Raw genomic sequence first — 21,201 nt, forward strand, 5'->3', positions numbered from 1 at the left:
TGGGACGTCCTCTTTTTATTAGTTATATGTTAATCGGTCAACTGTTTGACGGTCTAAGCGTTTAATTACTTCTACGATTAATTTAACTGTGTTTTCATAATCATCGCGATGAAGGATACCTGAATGAGAATGAATATATCTAGTTGGGATTGTGATTGCAATTGCAGGTACACCATTCATTGTAATGTGCATTGAACCTGCATCTGTTCCACCACCAGGCATTGCTTCATATTGATATGGTATTCCTACTTCATCTGCAACACTAACAACGAACTCTCTTAAATCTTTGTGAGATACCATTGAAGCATCGTATAAAACAATTTGTGGTCCTTTGCCTAATTTTCCTTGTGCTTCTCTATCAGATACACCAGGCATATCACCAGCAACACCAACATCTAGTGCAAAACCAATGTCAGGTTGGATTTTGTATGTAGATGTTTTTGCACCACGTAGTCCTACTTCTTCTTGTACAGTACCAACACCAAATACGACATTAGGATGTGCTTGGCCTTGTAATTGCTCTAATACGTCAATTGCAATAGCACAGCCGATACGGTTATCCCAAGCTTTTGCTAGTAATAATTTTTCGTTCTTCATCGTTTGGAATTCAAAATATGGTACTACTTGATCGCCAGGACGCACGCCGAACTCTAATGCTTCTTCTTTACTTGAAGCACCGATATCTATGAACATATCTTTAATATCTACAACTTTTCGTCTTGCTTCTGCACTCATAATATGAGGTGGCTTTGAACCGATAATTCCTGTAATATTTCCTTCTTTTGTAGTAATGGTAACACGTTGTGCAAGCATAACTTGAGACCACCAGCCACCAATTGTTTGGAAACGTAAAAATCCTTTATCGTCAATTTGAGTTACCATAAAGCCAACTTCATCAAGATGTCCAGCAACTTCAATTCTTGGTCCGTTTGAGTCACCAGTTTTAATTGCTATTAAACTACCTAAGTTATCTGTTACTACCTCATCAGCCAGTGGCGTAATATATTTTCTCATTACTTCACGTGGTTCATGTTCAAATCCAGCTACACCATTTGCATCTGTTAGTTCTTTTAACATTTGTAACTTTGCATCTAAAGTAGACAAACTCATCCATCCTTTTTTTAATTAAGATTATGTACCATTACATTATACAGTTTGGTATTCCTTTTGACAAAATCTTTAGACTTTTCTTCAATTCCTACTTTAAACATATATATTTCATATTAATTTTCTCCTAATTATTTGTGGGGTATAATAAATAAACTATTAATCAATTTTTAATTTACCCTACTGGAGATTACTATGATAACAACATCAGCTTTATATAAAGAAGCATCACAATTTATTTCGCAATGTTATAAGGAACTCAATCAATCTGATCAAATAGAAGCACGATTAAAAAGTATTGAAATTGAAATTCAAGAGACTGGGTTTTACACTCATACTTATGAAGAGTTAGAACATGGTGCAAAAATGGCGTGGCGCAATAGTAACCGTTGCATTGGTAGATTGTTTTGGGATAAACTTCATGTTTTAGATGCTCGCCAAATTAATGATGAGAGTGGTATTGAACATGAAATCTTAAATCATATAAAATATGCTACAAATTCAGGTAAGATTTTGCCTACAATTACAGTATTTAAAGCGAATCTAGGAACAAACAATACTCTAACGATCCATAATCACCAATTAATACGATATGCTGGCTATGAAACTGAAAATGGAATAATTGGTGACCCAAAATCAATTAATTTTACAAAAGAATGTGAAAGACTAGGTTGGATGGGGAATCATACTAACTTCGATATATTGCCCATTGTTTATTCTTTAGACAATAACGAACCAAAGTATTTCAAGATTCCAAATGAACTCATTCTTGAGGTACCGATTGAACATCCCGAATACGACTTTTCTTCTTTAAACGCTAAATGGTATGCAGTCCCGATGATTTCGGAGATGAATTTAGAAATAGGTGGAATATCTTATAGTGCTGCTCCGTTTAATGGATGGTATATGGGAACTGAAATTGGTGCGAGAAATTTTGCTGATGAGTTTCGTTATAACATGTTACCGAAAGTAGCTACTATTATCGGTTTAGATACAAAAAGAAATAGCACACTTTGGAAAGATCGAGCACTTGTTGAATTAAATATTGCCGTTTTACACTCCTATAAAAAAAATGGGGTAAGTATTGTTGATCATCATTCTGCTGCACAACAATTTCTTCAGTTTGAAAAACAAGAAGAAGCATGTGGCCGAGAACTAACCGGGAATTGGAAATGGTTAATCCCACCGATGTCACCTGCTACAACTCATGTATTTCATAAACGATATGAAGATACTACGATTAAGCCGAATTTCTTTCCAAAATAGATAAAGAAAACTCGCCGATTGGCGAGCCTTTAGGCGAAGACAGAGGGGTAGTTGCACTTATACTTATACCTAAATTGGCATATACGTCGACTGATCTTCACCTCCTTCCAATTTATACTTTCTTAATGTATAAATAAAACCTTAATGAATTAACTTAGCTTAATTCATTAAGGTTTTTTCGTTTATTTGTTACAATATTATGTATCAGCTTAATTTTCTAATAATTTATGAAGGAGTATTTCAATGATATTATTTCAAAATGACAATGTTACAGTATTTCAAAGTGCATTATTTCAAACAAACTCAACTGTCGTAGCAACCGACGATTGTATCATTATAGTTGATCCGACTTGGTTACCTCATGAAATAAATGAAATAAGAGAGTTTGTTGAATCAATTAAGAAGGACCGTCCAATTTATTTATATTTTACTCATGGGGATTTTGACCATATTATTGGCTATAATGCATTTCCAACCGCTCAAACAATTGGAAGTGAAAACTTACATAACCATCCCGAAAAAGAAATTAAAGTATCGAAAATTCGTCAATTCTATAATGATAATTATATTAATTATGTGGAACCTATTGAATTTCCAAGAGTTGATTTGATTATTAGTGAAGAAGGTCAGGAAATAAAAATCGGGCAGACTACGTTAAGATTTTACACTGCTCCGGGGCACACTAAAGATGGTTTATTTCTTTATATTGAAAATTTAGGAGTGTGGATTACCGGGGATTATTTATCCGACTTTGAGTTACCGATCGTATTTGATAGTGTGAAGAGTTACTACCATACATTAGATAAAGCAGAGGAACTAATTAGTAAGTTTGAGCTTACATTATTAATTCCAGGTCATGGTCAAGTTTCAGCAAATAAAGAAGAAATAAACAGAAGGATTGAACTGGGTAGAAATTACTTAAAAAGGCTTCAAAATGCTGTTCAGGAGCATGATGAAGCAGAAATAAATTCATTAGAAACAGAATTTTTATTTCCTTCTGGCTTCACAAAATATTGTCATGAATCAAATGTTAATAACATGAAAAAAGAATTTAGCTTAGTTTAAAAATAAATCAAATAAAAAAAATCCTTAACAATTGTTAAGGATTTTTTAAATAATTATTTTAAGTTAGCTTTAGCAGCGTTTGCTAATTCAGCAAATGCTTTTTCGTCAGCTACAGCTAGGTCAGCTAACATTTTACGGTTAACTTCGATACCAGCTAATTTTAATCCGTGCATTAAACGGCTGTAAGAAAGTCCGTTCATACGAGCAGCCGCGTTGATACGAGTGATCCATAATTTACGGAAATCACGTTTCTTTTGACGACGGTCACGGTAAGCATACATTAATGATTTCATAACTTGTTGGTTTGCAACTTTGAATAATGTATGTTTAGAACCGTAATAACCTTTTGCTAATTTAATAACCTTTTTACGACGAGCGCGTGTAACTGTACCGCCTTTAACTCTTGGCATATTGTTTCCCTCCTAGATATCTATCTAATACGTTTATCGTTCTTATTTCATGTTTGTAAGCATAAAGCGGATACGTTTGAAATCGCCTTTACTTACTAATGAAGCTTTACGTAATTTACGTTTTGCTTTTGTAGATTTGTTAGCGAATAAGTGGCTTGTGTAAGCACGACCACGTTTTAATTTACCTGATCCAGTCTTTTTAAAACGTTTTGCTGAACCACGGTGAGTTTTCATTTTAGGCATATCGTGTTTCCTCCTCAAATAAATTACTTTTCGTTTTTAGGTGCTAAGACTAAGAACATACTACGACCGTCCATTTTAGGGTGTGACTCAACAGTTGCAACTTCTGCACAAGCAGTTGAGAAACGATCAAGTACTCGTTGTCCAATTTCCTTATGCGTAATAGCGCGTCCTTTGAAACGAATAGACGCTTTAACTTTATCGCCTTTTTCTAAGAACTTAATTGCATTACGAAGTTTTGTGTTAAAGTCATGTTCATCAATTGTAGGACTTAAACGAACTTCTTTCATGCTAATAATTTTTTGGTTTTTACGACTCTCTTTGTCTTTCTTTTGTTGCTCGAAACGGAATTTACCGTAGTCCATTATGCGACATACAGGTGGTTTAGCCGTTGGTGCTACCATCACTAGATCAAGATTAACATTCGAAGCTAACTCAAGAGCCTCTTGTTTTGACTTGATTCCAAGTTGATCTCCGTTAGGACCAATTAATCGAACTTCACGAGCACGAATTCCATCGTTTACCATCATGTCTTTGCTAATAGTAAAACACCTCCAAGGTATTGTAAGAATGAGCTTAATTTGTATCGTTGAAGCAATTACGACCCAACAAAAAAGTGTGGGTATATAAATACACCCACACTGACAGTATCAAAGTAATTAATGATTCTGTTACCTGATAACAACTTGTAGCGTCATCCAGGTGAGAAGCGGGTGCCTCTTCTTCAACAAATAAGTATTCTTTTCTTTCGTTACTATAACATAGCGACATGATGTTGTCAATCTTCGTATGCTTTGTTCGCAACGAAATTTATTATATCAAAGAAACTTATTTATGACAATGCTTTTTTTAAATGTATATTTTCATTTCAATTTTTCCTGCGAAAACTCTTGTAATGTATGTATTAGGACTCGTTCTTGAAATATATTTTGTAATGTAATAATTAATGAGATATCAACTGATGAAGTGTATAAATGGATTCTTTTAGGAGCTATTGCAGTTAAAGGCAATATTAATTCATTATCTATATAATCCCTATTTCCAGCTTGCTTACCATATCCTTTTAACACCTCTTTAGAGAGTGGTAAAAAAAGATGATCATATACACAAAACTTCCCATCATACACGATATGAACATGCGGAATGAGCGCGTCTGTTTTAAGAACCTGCTGTCTTAAGCTTTCAATAAGATTTTGATACTCATTTTCTAATTTGTATTCGTCGATCGCAATCTCACAAACATAAGCTAACTGTTTATAATATTCTTTCAGGCGAAATGTAATAAATGAATCAAAACTGAAGTTTACTCCATCTTTTAAATAGGTAGAAATCGCATGTGATACTAAATGCTTACTCCTACGAATTTTTTTCTGATTTGGAATGCTCCGTCTAGTTCCTCTTAATAAAGATTGTGCGATTGGTATGATTTGACTTTGTTCGTCTTCCTCATAGAAAAAAGATGTATGTAAAATGGACTGAATCCATTTATCTTCTTTTTGAAGTAAAATAAATTGTACTAGTGTCGGAACTAAAATACTTTTTATTAAATCTTCAGTGTTTTGAGGAAATGTGATTAAAATTGTATTGATTTTGTGTCTTCTTAAAAAGTATGGTCTCGATTGCTTTTTTAAGCGTTTTTGTAATCGTTCGTAGACATAAGCTGCATCAATGGGTTCATTGAAAAAAATTTCAATCACCCTGTTCCCCCCTTTCTAGCACCACCTAGTCCTATATATATTAAAGTAATAATTAAAAAATGACGCAAAATCACATTGTTATTTGTGATTTTACGCCATTTTTTGTTTTTTTTATGAATGTCTTAAATTAGTACCTGAAATCTTAACTGGTTTTGCTAAAAATTTTACTCGATCTACAATACGAGCAGCTTTCACTCTTTCTTCCTCTCCACGTTGAGAGTAAGTCAAATGATGTTCTAATTGAGTTAAATCGGCGTTAGATGTAAAGAATGTAGGCAGTTTTTCTAACATACGATATTGAAGAATCGTTCCTAATATTTCGTCTCTTGCCCAACTAGACATTTGTTCCGCGCCAATATCATCTAACATAAGAACTTCTACTTTTTTTACAACTTCAATTTTTTCTTCTAATGTGCCATCGCTAATAGAACTTTTTAGTTCACGTAAAAATTCAGGTAAATAAACGAGCATCGAACCAATTTCTTCCTCTGCTAATTCATTTGCAATAGCCCCAAGGATAAAAGTTTTCCCAACACCAAATGGACCATGTAAATATAAACCTTGCGTCATTTTTCCCTTTTCATAGTTCATGATAAACTGTCTTGCTGCTGAAATTGCTTCAAAACGGCCAGGGTCTTCTAATGACAAATTGGACATAGAAGCTTGCAGTACATCTTTTGGTAAATACATACATTTAATCAATGCCTCATGTTTTTTGCGTTTGTCATTTTTAATGCCATTTGGGCAACGATCGTATTGAACATCGATTCGCTTCCCTTGAATAATCAAATGAGGATGATATCCATGCACCATATTTTTGCATTCGCTAAATGATGGACAATCTTCACAATTTACACTTTGGCCAATGTATTCATAAAGTTTGATTAAGCTACTATCAATCATTTTATCCGTAATTTCAGTTCTATGCTCATTTAAAAACGAAACAATTTTTGGGTGACTACGGACTTCTTGTTGCATTTTTTGAAATGTGTCCTGGAATTGTTTATTCTTCATTAATGCACTAAATGCGTTTTGAATTGGTTCCACTTATGTCCCCCCATTTACCGTTTCTTTTTATTTTTAAACATTTCTAGTTCTTTTTCTAGTCGTTTTCGTTCTTCATCTATCGAAGAATCATTTGTGCTTTTCTTTGCTACTGAATCTTTTGGTACTTCAGTCGTTGTATTCGGTTGAAGCCAATCAGGTACAATTTCAGTTCGAATTGCTTTATTACGTCTATTATTAGTTCGCGTTTTAGCAGCAGTTGCACTTTGTTTAGTTTCTTCAAACTCTTTGCGAGCAAGATCCATGGCTTGTTTAACTGTTGTTACACCTTTTCGTGCCCAGTGACTGGCAATCTTAATAACGTAATTTTTAGAAAGTTTTTTATCTAAACGAATCATTACATAGTCGATTAACACATTCGCTACGCCAGGTAGAAGTTTTTGTTCAATCATAATTTCTTCAATTATCTTCAAATCAGCTTCACTTGGTTCAGCTCCACCAGATATCTCCTTTAAATATTGACGAGGAGATATTGTTTCAAAGCAATGAATTAATTTTTCTTCTTGAGTTGTTGGCTGTTCATTCCCCATTTGTCTATGTTGAATTGGCTGAACCTTTTCAACAATCGTAGGTAAAGCTTCGTGATGCTGGAATTGGTACCAATCTCTTGCTTCTAATCGAAGTGTCTCTATATTAATTTTATTTTCTTCATTTAGTGAACGCATTACAATTGTTTTCATCTGAATAGGATTTATTCCATATAAAAATGCAAGTTTTAAAATGGTTTCTTTTACGTCTGAAGTAAATGATCGTTTCGGAACAAACGAATCTGAGAGACCGTCTAAAAATAAGTCATAGTCAAACTCTTCCATTTTCACAGAAATTTTAACAGACTGACTGTCTTGTAATATTTTCGTATCATTTGAAGTGGAAAGATCGTTACTTTGCTGAATTTCATTTAATTGCTCTACCGTAATGGTTTGAAATACTGAATCAAACGACCTAGATATCTCACGAAAGCCATCTTTCGAAAATGCTTGTCTACTAAAAAAGTTTTTTGTTCGTTGATATTGTGTTTTCCCAATTGTTTTAAACAGAAAGATATTTAGAATAGGATCTTCGAAAAAAGAATGAGGATCTAGCGGAGATTGAAGCTCATAAAGAAGCTTTTTCGTACTGTTTTCAAACCCTTCATAAACTTTAAGTAAGCCAATTCCTTCAAGGATTAATCTTTGTTCATAAATTGATTTTAAATTATTTTTCATTCCAAGCATTAATGAATGATGTGTTAATGTATTGGGATGGAGGTCCGTTTGCTCACATTCACCCCACAGTGTCATATATAAACTTAAAGCTTGACTGCCAATAATCGGCTGATACAACATCGTCAAAACTTGTCTATGAAAATTATGTAAATAGCCTGCTGCCGTTACAGTATAAGGATCCGCAGGGAGAACATCCATCCAATGTTGCTTATCAATAGACATTCAAACCTTCCTTTCTTGTATCAAAAGAGCGAAGTATTATTCGTCTTTACCTCGCTCTTTGCTAATTAAATCTTTTAATTCATCAATGAATACATTAATATCTTTAAATTGACGATAAACAGACGCGAATCGTACGTACGCAACTTCATCAACCTTTGATAAATGCTCCATGACCATTTCTCCTAGAACTTCACTTGGAACTTCAGATGTTCCACTATTTTTCAGTTCTTTTTCAATGCTATGAATAATGTCCTCTAGCTGAGATAAAGAGACAGGGCGTTTCTCACATGCTTTAATCAGTCCCCTTAGCATCTTATCTTTACTAAATTCTTCACGAGCTCCCTCTTTTTTTACAACTAAAATAGGATTATCTTCAACTCGCTCAAAAGTTGTAAAACGATGCTGACATTCTTCACATTCACGTCTTCTTCTAATTGAACGACCTTCATCAACTGGTCTACTATCAAGTACTCTTGTCCCATTAAAGTTACACGTTGGACATCTCATCGTTATAGTTCAACTCCAAACACTAAATTGTTTAAACGTATTATTATAACTCTATACTATAACAAATTCAAAATAAACTAAAGTTTATTTCTAAAATGTCACAAAGACCTAGTTCTTGCAAATATTTTTCACTATGCAAAGCTAGTTCATTCCATAAACGTCTATTTAAATACAATATTAATTAAATTAGTTAGAAAGAAAACAAAAAAGAGAGATGAAAAATCACCTCTCTCAATTCTTTTTAGTTACCGTTTACAACTTTTACATTATTAACTTGAATGGGACCCATTCCTCTTGGTAGCTCAACGTTTTCGCGAGTATCAGCTTCTAAAGCTTCAGCGATAAAGTTTGCAGCTACATTTGGATCAATTCTATCACCGCAAGTGTAAACATCAATACTTGCATAACCATGCTCAGGAAAACTGTGAATAGTTAAGTGTGATTCTGAAATGATTACGACACCACTAACGCCATGAGGAGCGAACTTGTGAAAAGCAACTTCACGAACTTCTGCACCAGAGCGTAACGCAGCATCAACAAAAGTTTCCTCAATAAATTTCATATCATTTAATTTTTCTGTATTGCATCCCCATAATTCTGAAATGACGTGACGACCCATAGTATCCATATTCATTTCCCCCTTAAATAATTTGTCATGACTTCTATTGCGAAAGTATGATCAACTACCACGGGGGAAAGTTAGTCCAAAGAGGTCCTAACCCTTTAAGTAATTAGTTATACTTTTAGAAGTTCACGAAAGTTAGTATACTTTCTTTAAATTTGAATTGCAAGATAAATTTTATTTTTTTGTTATTTACTGGATTAATTGTGAAGAAATTGGGTCAGGAAAATATAGAAGATCCATTGGCGCTACTATTATTTCAATGCAACAAAAAGGAAACCATAAAGGGTTTAAGTGTAGAAGATTGGTGCATTCTTAAAACTTCATTCCTCTTTATAGACTCCTTTTTTAAATATATTATGCCGTACTAATCTTTAGTCAAATTATGAATAAAAAGTGTTTAAAATAAGACTTGTTGATTGGAACGAAAGGCACTCGATTCCCCAAAGAAATGCAGGAAGCCTAAATACCCGGCAGACGTTCTTTCTTGCATATAAAGTCACAAATATATTCAGTAAAACAGAACATTAGTATGACACTTTTAATTATCATACAACTTCAAAAAGACTAACCAGATTAACTAGTTAGCCTTTTGTATTCGTTTACATAATTTTATATGTTCAGTACTATCTTTTAATTTTTAAACCGTTTCAAGCTTTTTTATTTTTGATGCTACGATTGACACTAAGTCAACTACACGTCTTGAATAGCCCCACTCATTATCGTACCAAGCTAATACTTTTACTTTTGTACCATCGATTACCATAGTAGAAAGAGCATCAATAATCGCAGAATGTGTATTTGTATTAAAATCAATTGATACTAATGGCTCATTGCAGTATTCAACAATTCCGCTCATTGAACCTTTTGATGCTGTTTCAAATACTTCATTGATATCCTCAACTGTTACTTCTCTCTTTAAATCAACAACTAAGTCAACAAGAGAAACGTTTGGAGTAGGAACACGTAAAGCCATACCATGTAATTTTCCATTTAAGTGTGGAAGTACTTTTGATAATGCTTTAGCTGCACCTGTAGTTGTTGGAATAATTGACTGGCTACAAGCACGTGCACGACGTAAATCCTTATGTGGATTATCGATATTTTTTTGATCATTTGTAAATGAATGAACTGTTGTCATCAAGCCGTTTACAATACCGAATTGCTCATCAAGTACTTTTACAACTGGCGCTAAACAGTTTGTAGTACATGATGCATTTGAAATGATGTGATGTTTTTCTAAATCTAATTGATCATCATTTACTCCAATTACTACTGTAATATCTTCATTTTTACCAGGTGCAGTTAAAATTACTTTTTGTGCTCCAGCAGTAATGTGCATTTTTGCTTTTTCAGCATCATTAAATTTACCTGTTGCTTCTATAACTATATCAACATTTAGCTCGTTCCATGGAAGTAACTCAGGATTTCTTTCGCTAATTAGTTCCACACGCTTTCCATCAACGATTAAATGATCTGCGTTTGCAATAACTTCACCATCAAATTTACCGTGAACTGTGTCATACTTAATTAAGTGCGCTAAAGTTTCAGAAGGATAGCTTGCATTAATTGCTACTATATTATAATCACCATTTTTAATTGCTTGACGGAAAACCATGCGTCCGATTCGACCAAATCCATTTATTGCTACATTTACCATAAGTAAACCCCCAATTAAGTTATACTGTTTATTATCTCCCTGCAATTAGTATAACACATAAGTCGGATTTTGGTTAAACTATTTACATTATTTTCTTAAATAATTTTATTTAATAGGTCTTTTACTTGTCTTTTTGTATAATCAAGGTCACCATTATTATCAATTACATAGTCAGCTCTTGCCGCTTTTTCCTTTACAGGTATTTGAGATGCTATACGTAATCGTGCATCCTCTTTCGATAATCCATTACGATCCATCAACCGTTTTAGTTGGTTTTCTTCAGACACTGTTACCACGATTACCTTCTCCACCAATTCAATTGAGTTACCTTCATATAAAAGTGGTATATCTAAAATAACAAGTGGCTCACCTTGATTTATGTACTTGTCTGCTTGTTCTTTCATTTCTCGTCTGACTTCGGGATGTACAATCCCATTAAGTTGTAAGCGCTTTTCTTTATTATTAAAAATAATACTTCCAAGAAGTGGCCTGTTAATTTCTCCAGACTCCAATAGAATCTCACTTCCGAAAGCTTCTTTAATCATTTCATATGCAGGTTGTCCAATTTCAACTACTTCTTTAGCAATTACATCTGCATCTACAATGGGAACATTTAATTCTTTTAAAAAATTAGAAACAGTACTTTTGCCACTTGCAATACTGCCAGTTAGTCCAAAAATTTTACCCATCTTATGATTCTCCTCACTAAATAAAGAGGCCCAAATGGAAAAAATCCATTCGGAAACACTCTTTCAGTATATTTATTACATCTTCAATAATCCAATTAATATTAAAAAAATGCCTGGTAAAAAAGTTAATTTTTGAAGCCATAATGTTTTCGATAACACATTTCCTAATTTCATACCAAATAATAAAAATAATGCACTAGCAGTTGATGTTACAAATGCTGTCAGTAATGGAGAAAATCCAAGTAATGATGCACCGATCCCAGCACCAAATGCATCAAGTGAAAGTGCAAAACCAAGTAACAAAGCTTCCAATCCATTAATACTTCCAGAACGATCTATATCTGCAGTTGTAGGCTTCTTTAATATTTTTACGACCACACCTAAAATTTCAAATTCCCAGTCAATCCCTTTATCTTCAATCTCATTTTTTTCTTCCGCTGCTGATTTAGCGTTTTTATTCGATCGGTAAAATTGAAAAAGTACCCACAAACCTATACCTACAAGTACAATTCCTCCGATTCTTTTAGCGATTACTGGTGAGAATAAGTCTGTAATTGCATGCCCAATGCCCATTGATGTCATTAGTATAATCCCTGAACAAGATGCAATTGTAATAATTGATTTTAAAGGAATTTTTACTTTTCGAAGTCCATAAGTAAATCCAACACTGCAGCTATCTAAGCTTAGCGCGCATGCTAGTAGTATTAATGATAGCATATTTACCATAAAAATAGGCTCCTCTCTTTCGTACTCTTGTTATAGTATGAAAGAAAGGAACCTTATGTTAATTTTTTTTAGGCTGACAAACCGGACAAAAAGAAGTACCCCTGCCACCCACTGTTATCTTCTCGATTGGTTGTCCACAATTATGACATTCCAATCCTTTTCGGCCATACACTTTAATAATATCTTGAAAGGTTCCTATTTTCCCTTGCGAGTTTACATAAGAACGAATCGTACTTCCACCTAAATCTACAGCTTCTTTTAATGTTTCTGTTATTGTTTCGGCAAGTAATTTTATTTGTTTTGGCTTTAAAGATGATGCAGGTGTTTCCGGATGAATCATAGCCCTAAATAAAACCTCATCAACATAAATATTGCCTAAACCAACCACCAATTCCTGGTCTAATAACACGACTTTAATTTTTCGATTTGTATTTTTAAGTTTTTCTTTCAAGTACTCCGGAGTAAACTCATCCGAAAATGGCTCTGGCCCTAACTTAGCAAGTGGAGGCCCTTCATTTTCCTCACCTTTATTAAACAAATGCATCGTCCCGAATTTGCGAACATCTTGATATCGAAGTTCTGTGCCATCATCAAATAGAAAACGCACATGAGTATGAGGTGCTACAGGTTCTTCGGTCGGGAAAACTCGAAATTTCCCTTCCATTCTTAAATGAGAAACAAGTGTGAAATCACTTAATTGAAAAAGAAGAAATTTACCTCGACGATTAATATTTTCTACAGTTTGACCTTTGAGTAAAATCTGAAACTCTTCAACTTCACTAGGTTTCTTAATGATTTTTCCCCATGAAACGATTACTGTCGAGATTGTTCTTCCTACTACTAAGTCCAATAAAGTTCGTCTAACCGTTTCGACTTCCGGTAACTCAGGCATACAATTTTCATCCTATCTATTAATTTAACTGTATAAGTACTATTGGCATTGAATTCATTATCGTTACAAGAATTGCACTTACTTTTCTATTCCTGCATTTTCTAATCTAGATCGTAAACACGCTCGATATTATTTAGCTTCAAACCAAGATTCCCCAGAATTATAGTCAACCTTTAGTGGTACTAATAATTCGACTGCATGCTCCATTACTTCTGGAACTAATTTTTCTAAAGTTGCTAATTCTTCTTGAGGTGCTTCTAAAATTAATTCATCGTGCACTTGTAAAATTAATTTTGCTTGAAGCTTTTCTGCTTTAAGTCGTTCATCTAGTAAAATCATTGCCTTTTTAATAATATCCGCAGCACTTCCTTGAATAGGCGTATTCATCGCTGTTCTTTCAGCAAATCCACGAATATTAAAATTAGAGCTTGTAATTTCAGGAATGTAACGACGTCTATTTAAGATTGTACTTACAAATCCATCTAACTTAGCTTTTTGAACGATATCTGACATATAATCTTTTACTTTTGGAAAACTAGCAAAGTATTTTTCAATAAATATAGCTGCTTCTTTTCTTGTAATACCTAAGCTTTGTGATAAACCATAATCACTAATTCCGTACACAATCCCGAAGTTAACAGCTTTTGCTTGTCTTCTCATATTACTTGTCACTTCATCTGCATTAACATGGAAAACATCCATTGCAGTTTTTGTATGAACATCAAAATCGTTTTTAAATGCTTCCATTAAATTATCATCTTGCGCTATATGAGCCAATACTCTTAACTCAATTTGTGAATAATCGGCTGCAAAAATAACCCAATCTTTTTTTGAAGCTACAAAAGCTTTCCTAATTTTTCTACCTTCTTCTAATCGAATCGGGATGTTTTGAAGGTTAGGATCAATTGAGCTTAAACGACCTGTTTGTGCCAATACTTGATTAAAGCGAGTATGAACCTTTGAATCTGTCTGATTGATTACTTTTAATAATCCCTCGACGTATGTGGAATTCAATTTTCCAACTTGTCGATAATGAAGAATTAATCGAATAATTTCATGCTCTGATTCTAATTTTTCAAGGACATCAGCAGAAGTCGAATAACCTGTTTTTGTTTTTTTACCAGACGGCAAATTTAATTTCTCAAATAAGATAACACCTAATTGTTTAGGCGAATTAATATTGAATTTCTCACCAGCTAGCTCATAAATATTTTCTTCAAGTACTTTTAATGTATTAGCTAGCTCTGAACCCATCGTACGAAGAGTCTCTTCTCTAACTGTTACTCCTTCAAATTCCATATCACCTAAAATAAACGTTAATGGTAATTCTAACTCAGTTAATAGTTCATATTGACTATTTTGTCGTAATGACTCTTCAAGTGTTTCTTCTAACTTACTAATAGCAATCGATTTGCGAACGATATACTCTGCTAAAACTTCTTGAGATGGCTGCGCTTGTTTTGCCCCTTTACCGTAAATTGACTCTGCAGTTTGAATTGAAAAATCAATTTTACCATTTACGAGATCAGCAAATTCTTTATTAGACTGTGCTGGATCATATATATATGAAGCAAGTAACGGATCGAAATTAACTCCTTTTAAATCAATTCCTCTCCACTTCAGTGCAACATATGCACCTTTCGCGTCATATACATTCTTTTTAACACGCTCATCCTCAAGCCACTTTTTAAACAAATCTGACTCCAATCCAACAGATGTTGGAATGAAGAAATGACCCTTTTCATTTGAAAGTCCAAAGCCTTGAATTTCTTCCGAATGATAATTTTCACCAATCATTTCCACGATTAAGCTTGAATGATTTGCTAAGTGTTTCTCTTCGATTGAATCAAGTTCATCAAACTTTATCTCTTCTAGTTCTTCGACTGATTCCGTTAGATCCAATTTAGCTAATAAAGAAGTAAAACCGAGAGATTTAAAAAATTCTGCTACCTTATTCACATCTGCTTCAGGAAGCATAGTATCATTTACAGTCAGTTCGATTGGCGAGTTTGTATCGATTGTTGCTAATTGTTTGCTCATTAGAGCTTGTTCTTTATTCTCACTTAAATTTTGAAGAAGCTTAGCCCCACTTACTTCATCTAAATGATCATAAAGGCCCTCTACAGTTTGAAACTGTTTTAAGAGCTTAATTGCAGTTTTTTCACCAATCCCTGGAACACCAGGTATATTATCTGATTTATCACCCATTAAACCTTTCATATCAATAATTTGCTCAGGTGAAATCTCATACTTTTCAAGTATAGCTGCCGGATTATATTCCTCTACCTCAGTAATTCCCTTTTTAGTCATACTTACTGTAATACGGTCATCAACTAACTGTAATAAATCTCGATCTCCAGAGATGACTTTTACTTCATATTCATCTTTTGACGCTTGTCCTGCAAGTGTTCCAATAATATCATCCGCTTCGTAATTATCTAATTCATAACGCGCAATTCCATAAGTATCTAATAGTTGACGAACAAGTGGAAACTGTTCACTTAACTCTGGTGGAGTCTTCTGTCTTCCACCTTTATACTCTTTAAATGTACTATGTCTAAATGTAGTTTTCCCAGCATCAAATGCAACAAGCATATGACTCGGTTTTTCGTCCTCAAGAATTTTCAACAGCATCATTGTAAAACCATAAATCGCATTCGTATGAACACCCTTATCATTACTCAATAAAGGCAATGCAAAAAAAGCCCTATAGGCAATACTATTCCCATCAATCAAAACCAACTTATTCTTCAAAAATAAATCCCCTTTCTTAACTTCAGGGTAATCATCCCAGCTTTTGATATGTTATTAATACCAACCTTGCCTCAATTCCCTTATCCAGCTCTTAATAAAAATTCAACTTTTTATGTAAATTCTTTTTTATGAAATCTTTAATCTAAAAACGAAAACAAATAACCTATTTTAAATTGAGCTTGGAATTTATTTCCTTCCCGAAGCCCTGCCCTACTATTTTAACATGAACTACTCATAAAAGAAAAAGAGGTCGTCTTTGATTTACCATTTAAAAGTATTTATTCACTCAGATGAAAGTTGAATAATATATGACTTTTAGAATGAATCAAAAGACTACCTCTGTATTTATTCGAAATCGAGTATTTCTCTTTCAAAAATCAATTCGACACTAGCTCCTTCAATCGCTTGTTGGCTGTCGACAACTTGATGAAGACGCCAACCACTTTTAGCATAGTTTCCAACTACATCATAATAATGACGATTTGAAGACTTAGTGTTTACTTTTACAAATTCATATTCGTACATCAATAATCAACCTCCGATGTATGATTCTACTACCCATAATTTCCCCAAAAATTATAAAAGTAACATAATCTAATAAAGAAACTTTGTCGACTGACAAGCCTTTTTTTGCGAAGGTAGAGGCTTAGTTGTACTGATACTTTATTCTTAAAATTGGCTACCACATCGAGTACGATCCAATTTATACTTTCTGAATATGCAATAAAAAAAGGTATCCTCTAGTATGGACAGGTTGATAAAAATATAAAACTGAACTATCAAAGAAAATCCGCTGACTGACTAGCCATTAGAAGAATATTGAGGCGTATCTGTAATTACACTTATTTTGATTTTTCTTTTCAAATAAAAAATCCCGGAAGTATCTAATACTTCCGGTTTGAAGACAACACCTTGGATGAAGGGGTTTTCATCATTACTATAACAATTTTTTATTAACGATTATTAAATCTACTGTAAAATATGTGTAAATTATCAAATTGAAGTATTTTTATTTAACGTTACAATAAATGATGTCCCATGACCTAGTTTACTTTCTACTTCGACTTTACCTTTATGAGCTTCAACGAGATGCTTCACAATAGCTAGTCCTAAACCAGTTCCACCCGAGTTTCTGCTTCTTGCTTTATCTACTCGGTAAAAACGTTCGAAAATACGAGAAATCTCTTCTTTCCCTATTCCAACTCCTGTGTCATTTACTTTTATTACAATATGATCATCAGCCTCAACAGCAGTAACAAATACTTTGCCACCAGCTGGTGTGTAATGAATCGCATTATCCACTAAATTGATAAATACTTGTTTTAACCTTAACGCATCCGCATTAACCACTAATGGACTATTCAAATATAATTTGAATTCTATATTTTTCTCTAATGCCTTTTGATTCATCATTTGATGGACATCTTCAATGACTTGTTTTACCGAGACTTCTGCAAGGTCTAATTTAAAATTTTGCTGCTCTATTTTAGATAAGTCTAATAAATCTTGAATCAGTGTTTGCATACGGTCACTTTCCGTTAATATAATCGATAAGAAGTTTTTACATAACTCTTCACTTTCCATTGCACCATCTAGAAGAGTTTCAGTAAAACCTTTAATAGACGTAATCGGTGTTTTCAGTTCATGAGAAACATTTGCAAAGAAATCTTTACGAACTTGCTCTAGTTTCTTTAATTCACTTATATCATGAAAAACAAGAACAATACCCTTCCATTCATGATTAATCCCAATAATTGGAGCACCATAAATTTCAAAATGTTTTCTTTCGAATGATAACGGCAGAATAATTTGCTTCCTAACTTTTATTTCTTTTAAGAAGATTTCTTCTACAATTTCGATTACTTCTTTATGTTTAAATGCATCATAATAAAGTTCACCTAAAATACTTCTCGAGTCCACTTTAAATGTCTCTCGATACGTTTTATTAATTAAATTAACGTGGCCTCTACTATTAATTAAAACGACACCACTACCAATATTATGGATCAGTGTGTTTAATCGATCTTGCTGCATTTCTTGTTGCATGGTCATTTCCTGAAGATTCTTTGCTAGGACATTCATTGCCTGACTTAGAACAGTTGTTGATTCATTGCTTTCAGTCAATGTTCTAGCTTTATAATTACCTTTAGATAATTCAATGGCAACTTGGGTGATATCCTCAATCGGTTTTGAAAATTGATGTGAATATCGTATTAATAAGATAATAATTGCAAATAACACAAAACCTAATAAAGAAAATAGCAGCACCCAAATACTACTATATACTTCTTTGATTGACTTAGTTGAATAATCAACTATTAAAAATTCCTTATTCCCATTTCGATCTGTAAGTTTTTTCCCATAAAATTTAGCGCCAGATTCTTTTTCGCTATATTTAGCTGCTTTCTTTACTTGATCAAGCTGATCTAAATAAGAATTTAAACTTTCTGATGCAATCGTTACATCTGCATTGCTAGATTTAGCAATGAGATTGTACTTGTCATCAAATAACAAAACATCTATATTTAAGTCCTTTGATATTTTCTTTAACATTTGATCAGAAATATTACTAGTTAAAGGTGTATTTGACTCCATTATCGAAGCAATTAAGTTTGTTTCGCGCGCAATCCTTTGATCAAAGTTTGTTAAATAAAACGATTTAAATATCTGCCCTAATATGATTCCTAATATCGCAAGGATCACAATAATAATTGCGGAAAATCCATAGAGCAATTTTCGATTTAGTTTACTCATTCAGTCTAGGTTCCTCTAATTTATAACCTAATCCACGAATCGTTTTAATATAAACTGGTTTTTTAGAGTCTAGTTCTATTTTTTCTCTTAAATGACTAATATGAACGTCGACAATTCTAGTATCACCTGCAAAATCATAATTCCAAACTGCGCTTAATAATTGATCTCGAGTTAATACTCTACCTTTATTTTTTGTTAAATATAATAATAACTCGAATTCTTTAGGCGTTAACTCCAGTTTTTCACCTTGGAAATATGCTTCATAGTACTCAGGTAAAATTTTTAAATCCCCAATTATAAGCGTATCAGTATCATCATTAGACTGTACTGGTGTTTCAGTAATTTTACTTCTTCTTAAAATAGCTTTTACGCGTGCTACAACTTCTCTTGGGCTAAATGGTTTAGTCATATAATCATCTGCACCAAGCTCAAGTCCTAAAACTTTATCGAATTCATCATCTTTTGCGGTTACCATTAAAATAGGAGTCGTATTTCTTTGTAATCGTAATTCTTTACATACTTCCATGCCATCTTTTTTTGGTAGCATTAAATCTAGAACAATTAATTCTGGCTTCTCTTCAATCGCTTTTTGTAAACCTGCATCACCATCAGTTGCCGTAACGACTTGAAATCCAGCTTGTTCTAAGTTGAATTTGATTAAGGTTAAGATATGCTCTTCATCGTCTACTACAAGAATTTTATTGTTCATTTTTTTATATTCCTCCAGGTTAATGTTAAACCCTCATCCATTTTGTATCTTATTTTTTTTATATTTATCTATTTTTAATCATACTAGAAATTTATTCAGACGTAAAACTTTAAAAGCAAGTCGGGCAGTTTAATGCTTAGTAGTAAAAACTGGGGATATTAAAATTAGATACTAATAAGTAAGCTAATGAGCATGGAGACGATGTTAGCATAATCATAGAGGATTCATGAGTTAATAAATGAGTAGGAATATGAGCTTTTTTAACTCATAAAGGGGTCATGAGTTAATAAGTGAGTGGGATTTTGAGCTTTTTTAACTCATAAGGGGGTCATGAGTTAATAATTGAATGGAATTTTGAATTTTTTTAACTCATAAGAGGGTCATGAGTTAATAAATGAGTGGGATTTTGAATTTTTTTAACTCATAAGGGGGCCATGAGTTAATAAATGAGTGGAATTTTGAATTTTTTTAACTCATAAGGCTGTAGTGGTAATAAAGCTACCTTCATAAAAAAAGAATGTCTTTTGACATTCTTTTTAAAAGTTTTCATATAGTAGTGCATTTGATTGATTTACTGTAGGTGGAATAACGGTAAGTTTTCCAGTTGCAATTTCAGTTTGCGTCTTGTTTAAAACGCTTACATTAATTTCCACTTCATTTTTTTCTATATTAATATCAACTACTTCAAAATGAATTGAGATTGTTTCATTGTGGTATATATGTTGATCAAATTGAAGTTCTTTTTTTACAACGTGACTTCCCGGTCCAGGTAAGTGCTTTGTAACTGCTGCAGAAACTAATCCGCTAATAATAAAGCTTGGTACGATTGGTTTATTATATTTTGTTTGTGAAGCATAGTTATATTGAGTATATAAAGGATTTGTATCGCCTGTTAATGCCAGGTATAAGTAAATATGTTTTTCTTCAATATGTTCTGTTACAATTAATTTTTCTCCAATTGAAATGTCTTCAAGTTTTCGTCCGATCTTTGCTTTTTTAGTTAACATATTAAACCCCCTGTTTATCTTAATATTTTAAAAATTCGATAAACAACAGCAAAATTCCTTCTTAATCGGCAAATTTTTTATCAAAAAAAATAATAAAAATTGTCAATTTAATCTATTTGTATTTTCTCCCTATATAGTAGATAAAATTCTTTGCTCCACATTTAATTTCTCCCCCTCCATTTTGCTTATTCAAAATAAACCAAAGGAAATTGAAACAATCATATCGAAAATATAATAAGAGCTTACGAAAGGAAGAGGCAACTTTGAATAATATCATTTTTCCATGATTTATCTTGATTATATTAATCGCAGTTTTTATTCTAATCATTGAACTACTCACCACTTAACACCCCTACAGGTTGTTTGAAGTGGGAGATTCTTGGGAACAGAGCATACTTGCTAGTGTATTTTTTTTCCAGCAGAGGTTTCTCTTATTTACCAAGCTACCCCCGTAGATTCCTACGGTTCTAAGATTGTTTATGCCAGAGCTAATGTTCGTAAGCCTTCAGCTAGAATGTTTTTACTGGCATTTATGTCTCTATCGTGATGTTCATGACAAATAGGACATGTCCAACTTCTGATCGCAAGAGGTTTCTTGCCACTT

General features: G+C 33.1%; 21 protein-coding genes and 1 other annotated feature. Of the genes, 2 read left to right on the forward strand and 19 right to left on the reverse strand.

What is annotated here, in order from left to right; genetic code table 11:
* Positions 1 to 18: 18 nt before the first annotated feature.
* On the reverse strand, positions 19 to 1,110 hold the full coding sequence (locus CN601_RS23135; protein WP_098119203.1) for a M42 family metallopeptidase: 1,092 nt from the start codon (positions 1,108 to 1,110) through the stop codon (positions 19 to 21).
* 192 nt (positions 1,111 to 1,302) lie between these two features.
* Here CN601_RS23135 and CN601_RS23140 point away from each other — a divergent pair, with 192 nt between their 5' ends.
* Positions 1,303 to 2,373 (forward strand): nitric oxide synthase oxygenase, encoded by a 1,071-nt coding sequence (locus tag CN601_RS23140; protein ID WP_098172458.1) that lies wholly within the window; start codon positions 1,303 to 1,305, stop codon positions 2,371 to 2,373.
* A 243-nt stretch (positions 2,374 to 2,616) separates the two neighbouring features.
* Entirely contained in the window at positions 2,617 to 3,438 is an 822-nt protein-coding gene (locus CN601_RS23145) for an MBL fold metallo-hydrolase (protein ID WP_098172459.1), read from the forward strand.
* A gap of 53 nt (positions 3,439 to 3,491) precedes the next feature.
* Here the strand turns inward: CN601_RS23145 and rplT are convergent, their stop codons facing one another.
* From rplT to CN601_RS23240, 18 genes are all read right to left on the reverse strand, one after another.
* Complete coding sequence (gene rplT / locus CN601_RS23150; protein WP_025568430.1) at positions 3,492 to 3,848, reverse strand: 50S ribosomal protein L20; 357 nt, start codon at positions 3,846 to 3,848, stop codon at positions 3,492 to 3,494.
* A gap of 42 nt (positions 3,849 to 3,890) precedes the next feature.
* Entirely contained in the window at positions 3,891 to 4,091 is a 201-nt protein-coding gene (gene rpmI / locus CN601_RS23155; protein WP_025568429.1) for a 50S ribosomal protein L35, read from the reverse strand.
* Between the two features lie 23 nt (positions 4,092 to 4,114).
* A complete protein-coding gene (gene infC, locus CN601_RS23160) occupies positions 4,115 to 4,618 on the reverse strand; it encodes a translation initiation factor IF-3 (RefSeq protein WP_142317429.1) in 504 nt (167 codons plus the stop codon).
* Positions 4,619 to 4,692: 74 nt separating this feature from the next.
* Positions 4,693 to 4,819 (reverse strand) — a sequence feature (ribosomal protein L20 leader region).
* A gap of 132 nt (positions 4,820 to 4,951) precedes the next feature.
* A complete protein-coding gene (ytxC, locus tag CN601_RS23165; RefSeq protein WP_098119207.1) occupies positions 4,952 to 5,785 on the reverse strand; it encodes a sporulation protein YtxC in 834 nt (277 codons plus the stop codon).
* 111 nt (positions 5,786 to 5,896) lie between these two features.
* Positions 5,897 to 6,832, reverse strand: coding sequence for a primosomal protein DnaI (gene dnaI / locus CN601_RS23170; RefSeq protein ID WP_098172460.1), 936 nt, complete (start codon positions 6,830 to 6,832; stop codon positions 5,897 to 5,899).
* A gap of 14 nt (positions 6,833 to 6,846) precedes the next feature.
* Positions 6,847 to 8,277: a replication initiation and membrane attachment family protein gene (locus tag CN601_RS23175; RefSeq protein ID WP_098172461.1), complete on the reverse strand. Its 1,431-nt coding sequence runs from the start codon at positions 8,275 to 8,277 to the stop codon at positions 6,847 to 6,849.
* Positions 8,278 to 8,313: 36 nt separating this feature from the next.
* Complete coding sequence (gene nrdR / locus CN601_RS23180; RefSeq protein ID WP_098119210.1) at positions 8,314 to 8,784, reverse strand: transcriptional regulator NrdR; 471 nt, start codon at positions 8,782 to 8,784, stop codon at positions 8,314 to 8,316.
* Positions 8,785 to 9,025: 241 nt separating this feature from the next.
* Positions 9,026 to 9,412, reverse strand: coding sequence for an adenosylmethionine decarboxylase (gene speD / locus CN601_RS23185; RefSeq protein WP_088068549.1), 387 nt, complete (start codon positions 9,410 to 9,412; stop codon positions 9,026 to 9,028).
* Between the two features lie 634 nt (positions 9,413 to 10,046).
* A complete protein-coding gene (locus tag CN601_RS23190) occupies positions 10,047 to 11,066 on the reverse strand; it encodes a glyceraldehyde-3-phosphate dehydrogenase (protein WP_098119211.1) in 1,020 nt (339 codons plus the stop codon).
* A gap of 95 nt (positions 11,067 to 11,161) precedes the next feature.
* Complete coding sequence (gene coaE, locus CN601_RS23195) at positions 11,162 to 11,755, reverse strand: dephospho-CoA kinase (protein ID WP_098172462.1); 594 nt, start codon at positions 11,753 to 11,755, stop codon at positions 11,162 to 11,164.
* A gap of 75 nt (positions 11,756 to 11,830) precedes the next feature.
* Complete coding sequence (gene ytaF / locus CN601_RS23200; protein WP_098172463.1) at positions 11,831 to 12,481, reverse strand: sporulation membrane protein YtaF; 651 nt, start codon at positions 12,479 to 12,481, stop codon at positions 11,831 to 11,833.
* A gap of 58 nt (positions 12,482 to 12,539) precedes the next feature.
* Positions 12,540 to 13,373 (reverse strand): DNA-formamidopyrimidine glycosylase, encoded by an 834-nt coding sequence (gene mutM, locus CN601_RS23205; protein ID WP_098172464.1) that lies wholly within the window; start codon positions 13,371 to 13,373, stop codon positions 12,540 to 12,542.
* A 129-nt stretch (positions 13,374 to 13,502) separates the two neighbouring features.
* Positions 13,503 to 16,127: a DNA polymerase I gene (gene polA / locus CN601_RS23210; RefSeq protein ID WP_098119215.1), complete on the reverse strand. Its 2,625-nt coding sequence runs from the start codon at positions 16,125 to 16,127 to the stop codon at positions 13,503 to 13,505.
* A 345-nt stretch (positions 16,128 to 16,472) separates the two neighbouring features.
* Positions 16,473 to 16,652 (reverse strand): DUF4177 domain-containing protein, encoded by a 180-nt coding sequence (locus CN601_RS23215; protein WP_098119216.1) that lies wholly within the window; start codon positions 16,650 to 16,652, stop codon positions 16,473 to 16,475.
* Positions 16,653 to 17,120: 468 nt separating this feature from the next.
* Positions 17,121 to 18,881, reverse strand: coding sequence for a two-component system histidine kinase PnpS (gene pnpS / locus CN601_RS23220; RefSeq protein ID WP_098172465.1), 1,761 nt, complete (start codon positions 18,879 to 18,881; stop codon positions 17,121 to 17,123).
* Positions 18,874 to 19,590, reverse strand: coding sequence for a response regulator transcription factor (locus CN601_RS23225; protein ID WP_098119218.1), 717 nt, complete (start codon positions 19,588 to 19,590; stop codon positions 18,874 to 18,876). Before CN601_RS23225 ends, pnpS begins: the two co-directional genes overlap by 8 nt.
* A gap of 536 nt (positions 19,591 to 20,126) precedes the next feature.
* Positions 20,127 to 20,597 (reverse strand): MaoC/PaaZ C-terminal domain-containing protein, encoded by a 471-nt coding sequence (locus CN601_RS23230; protein ID WP_098119219.1) that lies wholly within the window; start codon positions 20,595 to 20,597, stop codon positions 20,127 to 20,129.
* Positions 20,598 to 21,074: 477 nt separating this feature from the next.
* Positions 21,075 to 21,201 (reverse strand): zinc ribbon domain-containing protein (locus tag CN601_RS23240; protein ID WP_142317430.1); only part of this gene is annotated, 127 nt, incomplete at its 5' end.

It is taken from the genome of Bacillus sp. AFS017336, from assembly GCF_002555445.1.
Lineage (GTDB): Bacteria > Bacillota > Bacilli > Bacillales > Bacillaceae_G > Gottfriedia.

What these genes read in the sequence shown, in the direction of transcription:
- CN601_RS23140 (WP_098172458.1), top strand. Translation starts at nt 1,303, where the DNA reads ATGATAACAACATCAGCTTTATATAAAGAAGCATCACAATTTATTTCG.
- CN601_RS23145 (WP_098172459.1), top strand. Translation starts at nt 2,617, where the DNA reads ATGATATTATTTCAAAATGACAATGTTACAGTATTTCAAAGTGCATTA.
- CN601_RS23135 (WP_098119203.1), bottom strand. Translation starts at nt 1,110, where the DNA reads ATGAGTTTGTCTACTTTAGATGCAAAGTTACAAATGTTAAAAGAACTA.
- mutM (WP_098172464.1), bottom strand. Translation starts at nt 13,373, where the DNA reads ATGCCTGAGTTACCGGAAGTCGAAACGGTTAGACGAACTTTATTGGAC.
- CN601_RS23225 (WP_098119218.1), bottom strand. Translation starts at nt 19,590, where the DNA reads ATGAACAATAAAATTCTTGTAGTAGACGATGAAGAGCATATCTTAACC.
- rpmI (WP_025568429.1), bottom strand. Translation starts at nt 4,091, where the DNA reads ATGCCTAAAATGAAAACTCACCGTGGTTCAGCAAAACGTTTTAAAAAG.
- CN601_RS23190 (WP_098119211.1), bottom strand. Translation starts at nt 11,066, where the DNA reads ATGGTAAATGTAGCAATAAATGGATTTGGTCGAATCGGACGCATGGTT.
- nrdR (WP_098119210.1), bottom strand. Translation starts at nt 8,784, where the DNA reads ATGAGATGTCCAACGTGTAACTTTAATGGGACAAGAGTACTTGATAGT.
- CN601_RS23230 (WP_098119219.1), bottom strand. Translation starts at nt 20,597, where the DNA reads ATGTTAACTAAAAAAGCAAAGATCGGACGAAAACTTGAAGACATTTCA.
- CN601_RS23175 (WP_098172461.1), bottom strand. Translation starts at nt 8,277, where the DNA reads ATGTCTATTGATAAGCAACATTGGATGGATGTTCTCCCTGCGGATCCT.
- infC (WP_142317429.1), bottom strand. Translation starts at nt 4,618, where the DNA reads ATGATGGTAAACGATGGAATTCGTGCTCGTGAAGTTCGATTAATTGGT.
- coaE (WP_098172462.1), bottom strand. Translation starts at nt 11,755, where the DNA reads ATGGGTAAAATTTTTGGACTAACTGGCAGTATTGCAAGTGGCAAAAGT.
- rplT (WP_025568430.1), bottom strand. Translation starts at nt 3,848, where the DNA reads ATGCCAAGAGTTAAAGGCGGTACAGTTACACGCGCTCGTCGTAAAAAG.
- speD (WP_088068549.1), bottom strand. Translation starts at nt 9,412, where the DNA reads ATGGATACTATGGGTCGTCACGTCATTTCAGAATTATGGGGATGCAAT.
- CN601_RS23215 (WP_098119216.1), bottom strand. Translation starts at nt 16,652, where the DNA reads ATGTACGAATATGAATTTGTAAAAGTAAACACTAAGTCTTCAAATCGT.
- ytaF (WP_098172463.1), bottom strand. Translation starts at nt 12,481, where the DNA reads ATGGTAAATATGCTATCATTAATACTACTAGCATGCGCGCTAAGCTTA.
- pnpS (WP_098172465.1), bottom strand. Translation starts at nt 18,881, where the DNA reads ATGAGTAAACTAAATCGAAAATTGCTCTATGGATTTTCCGCAATTATT.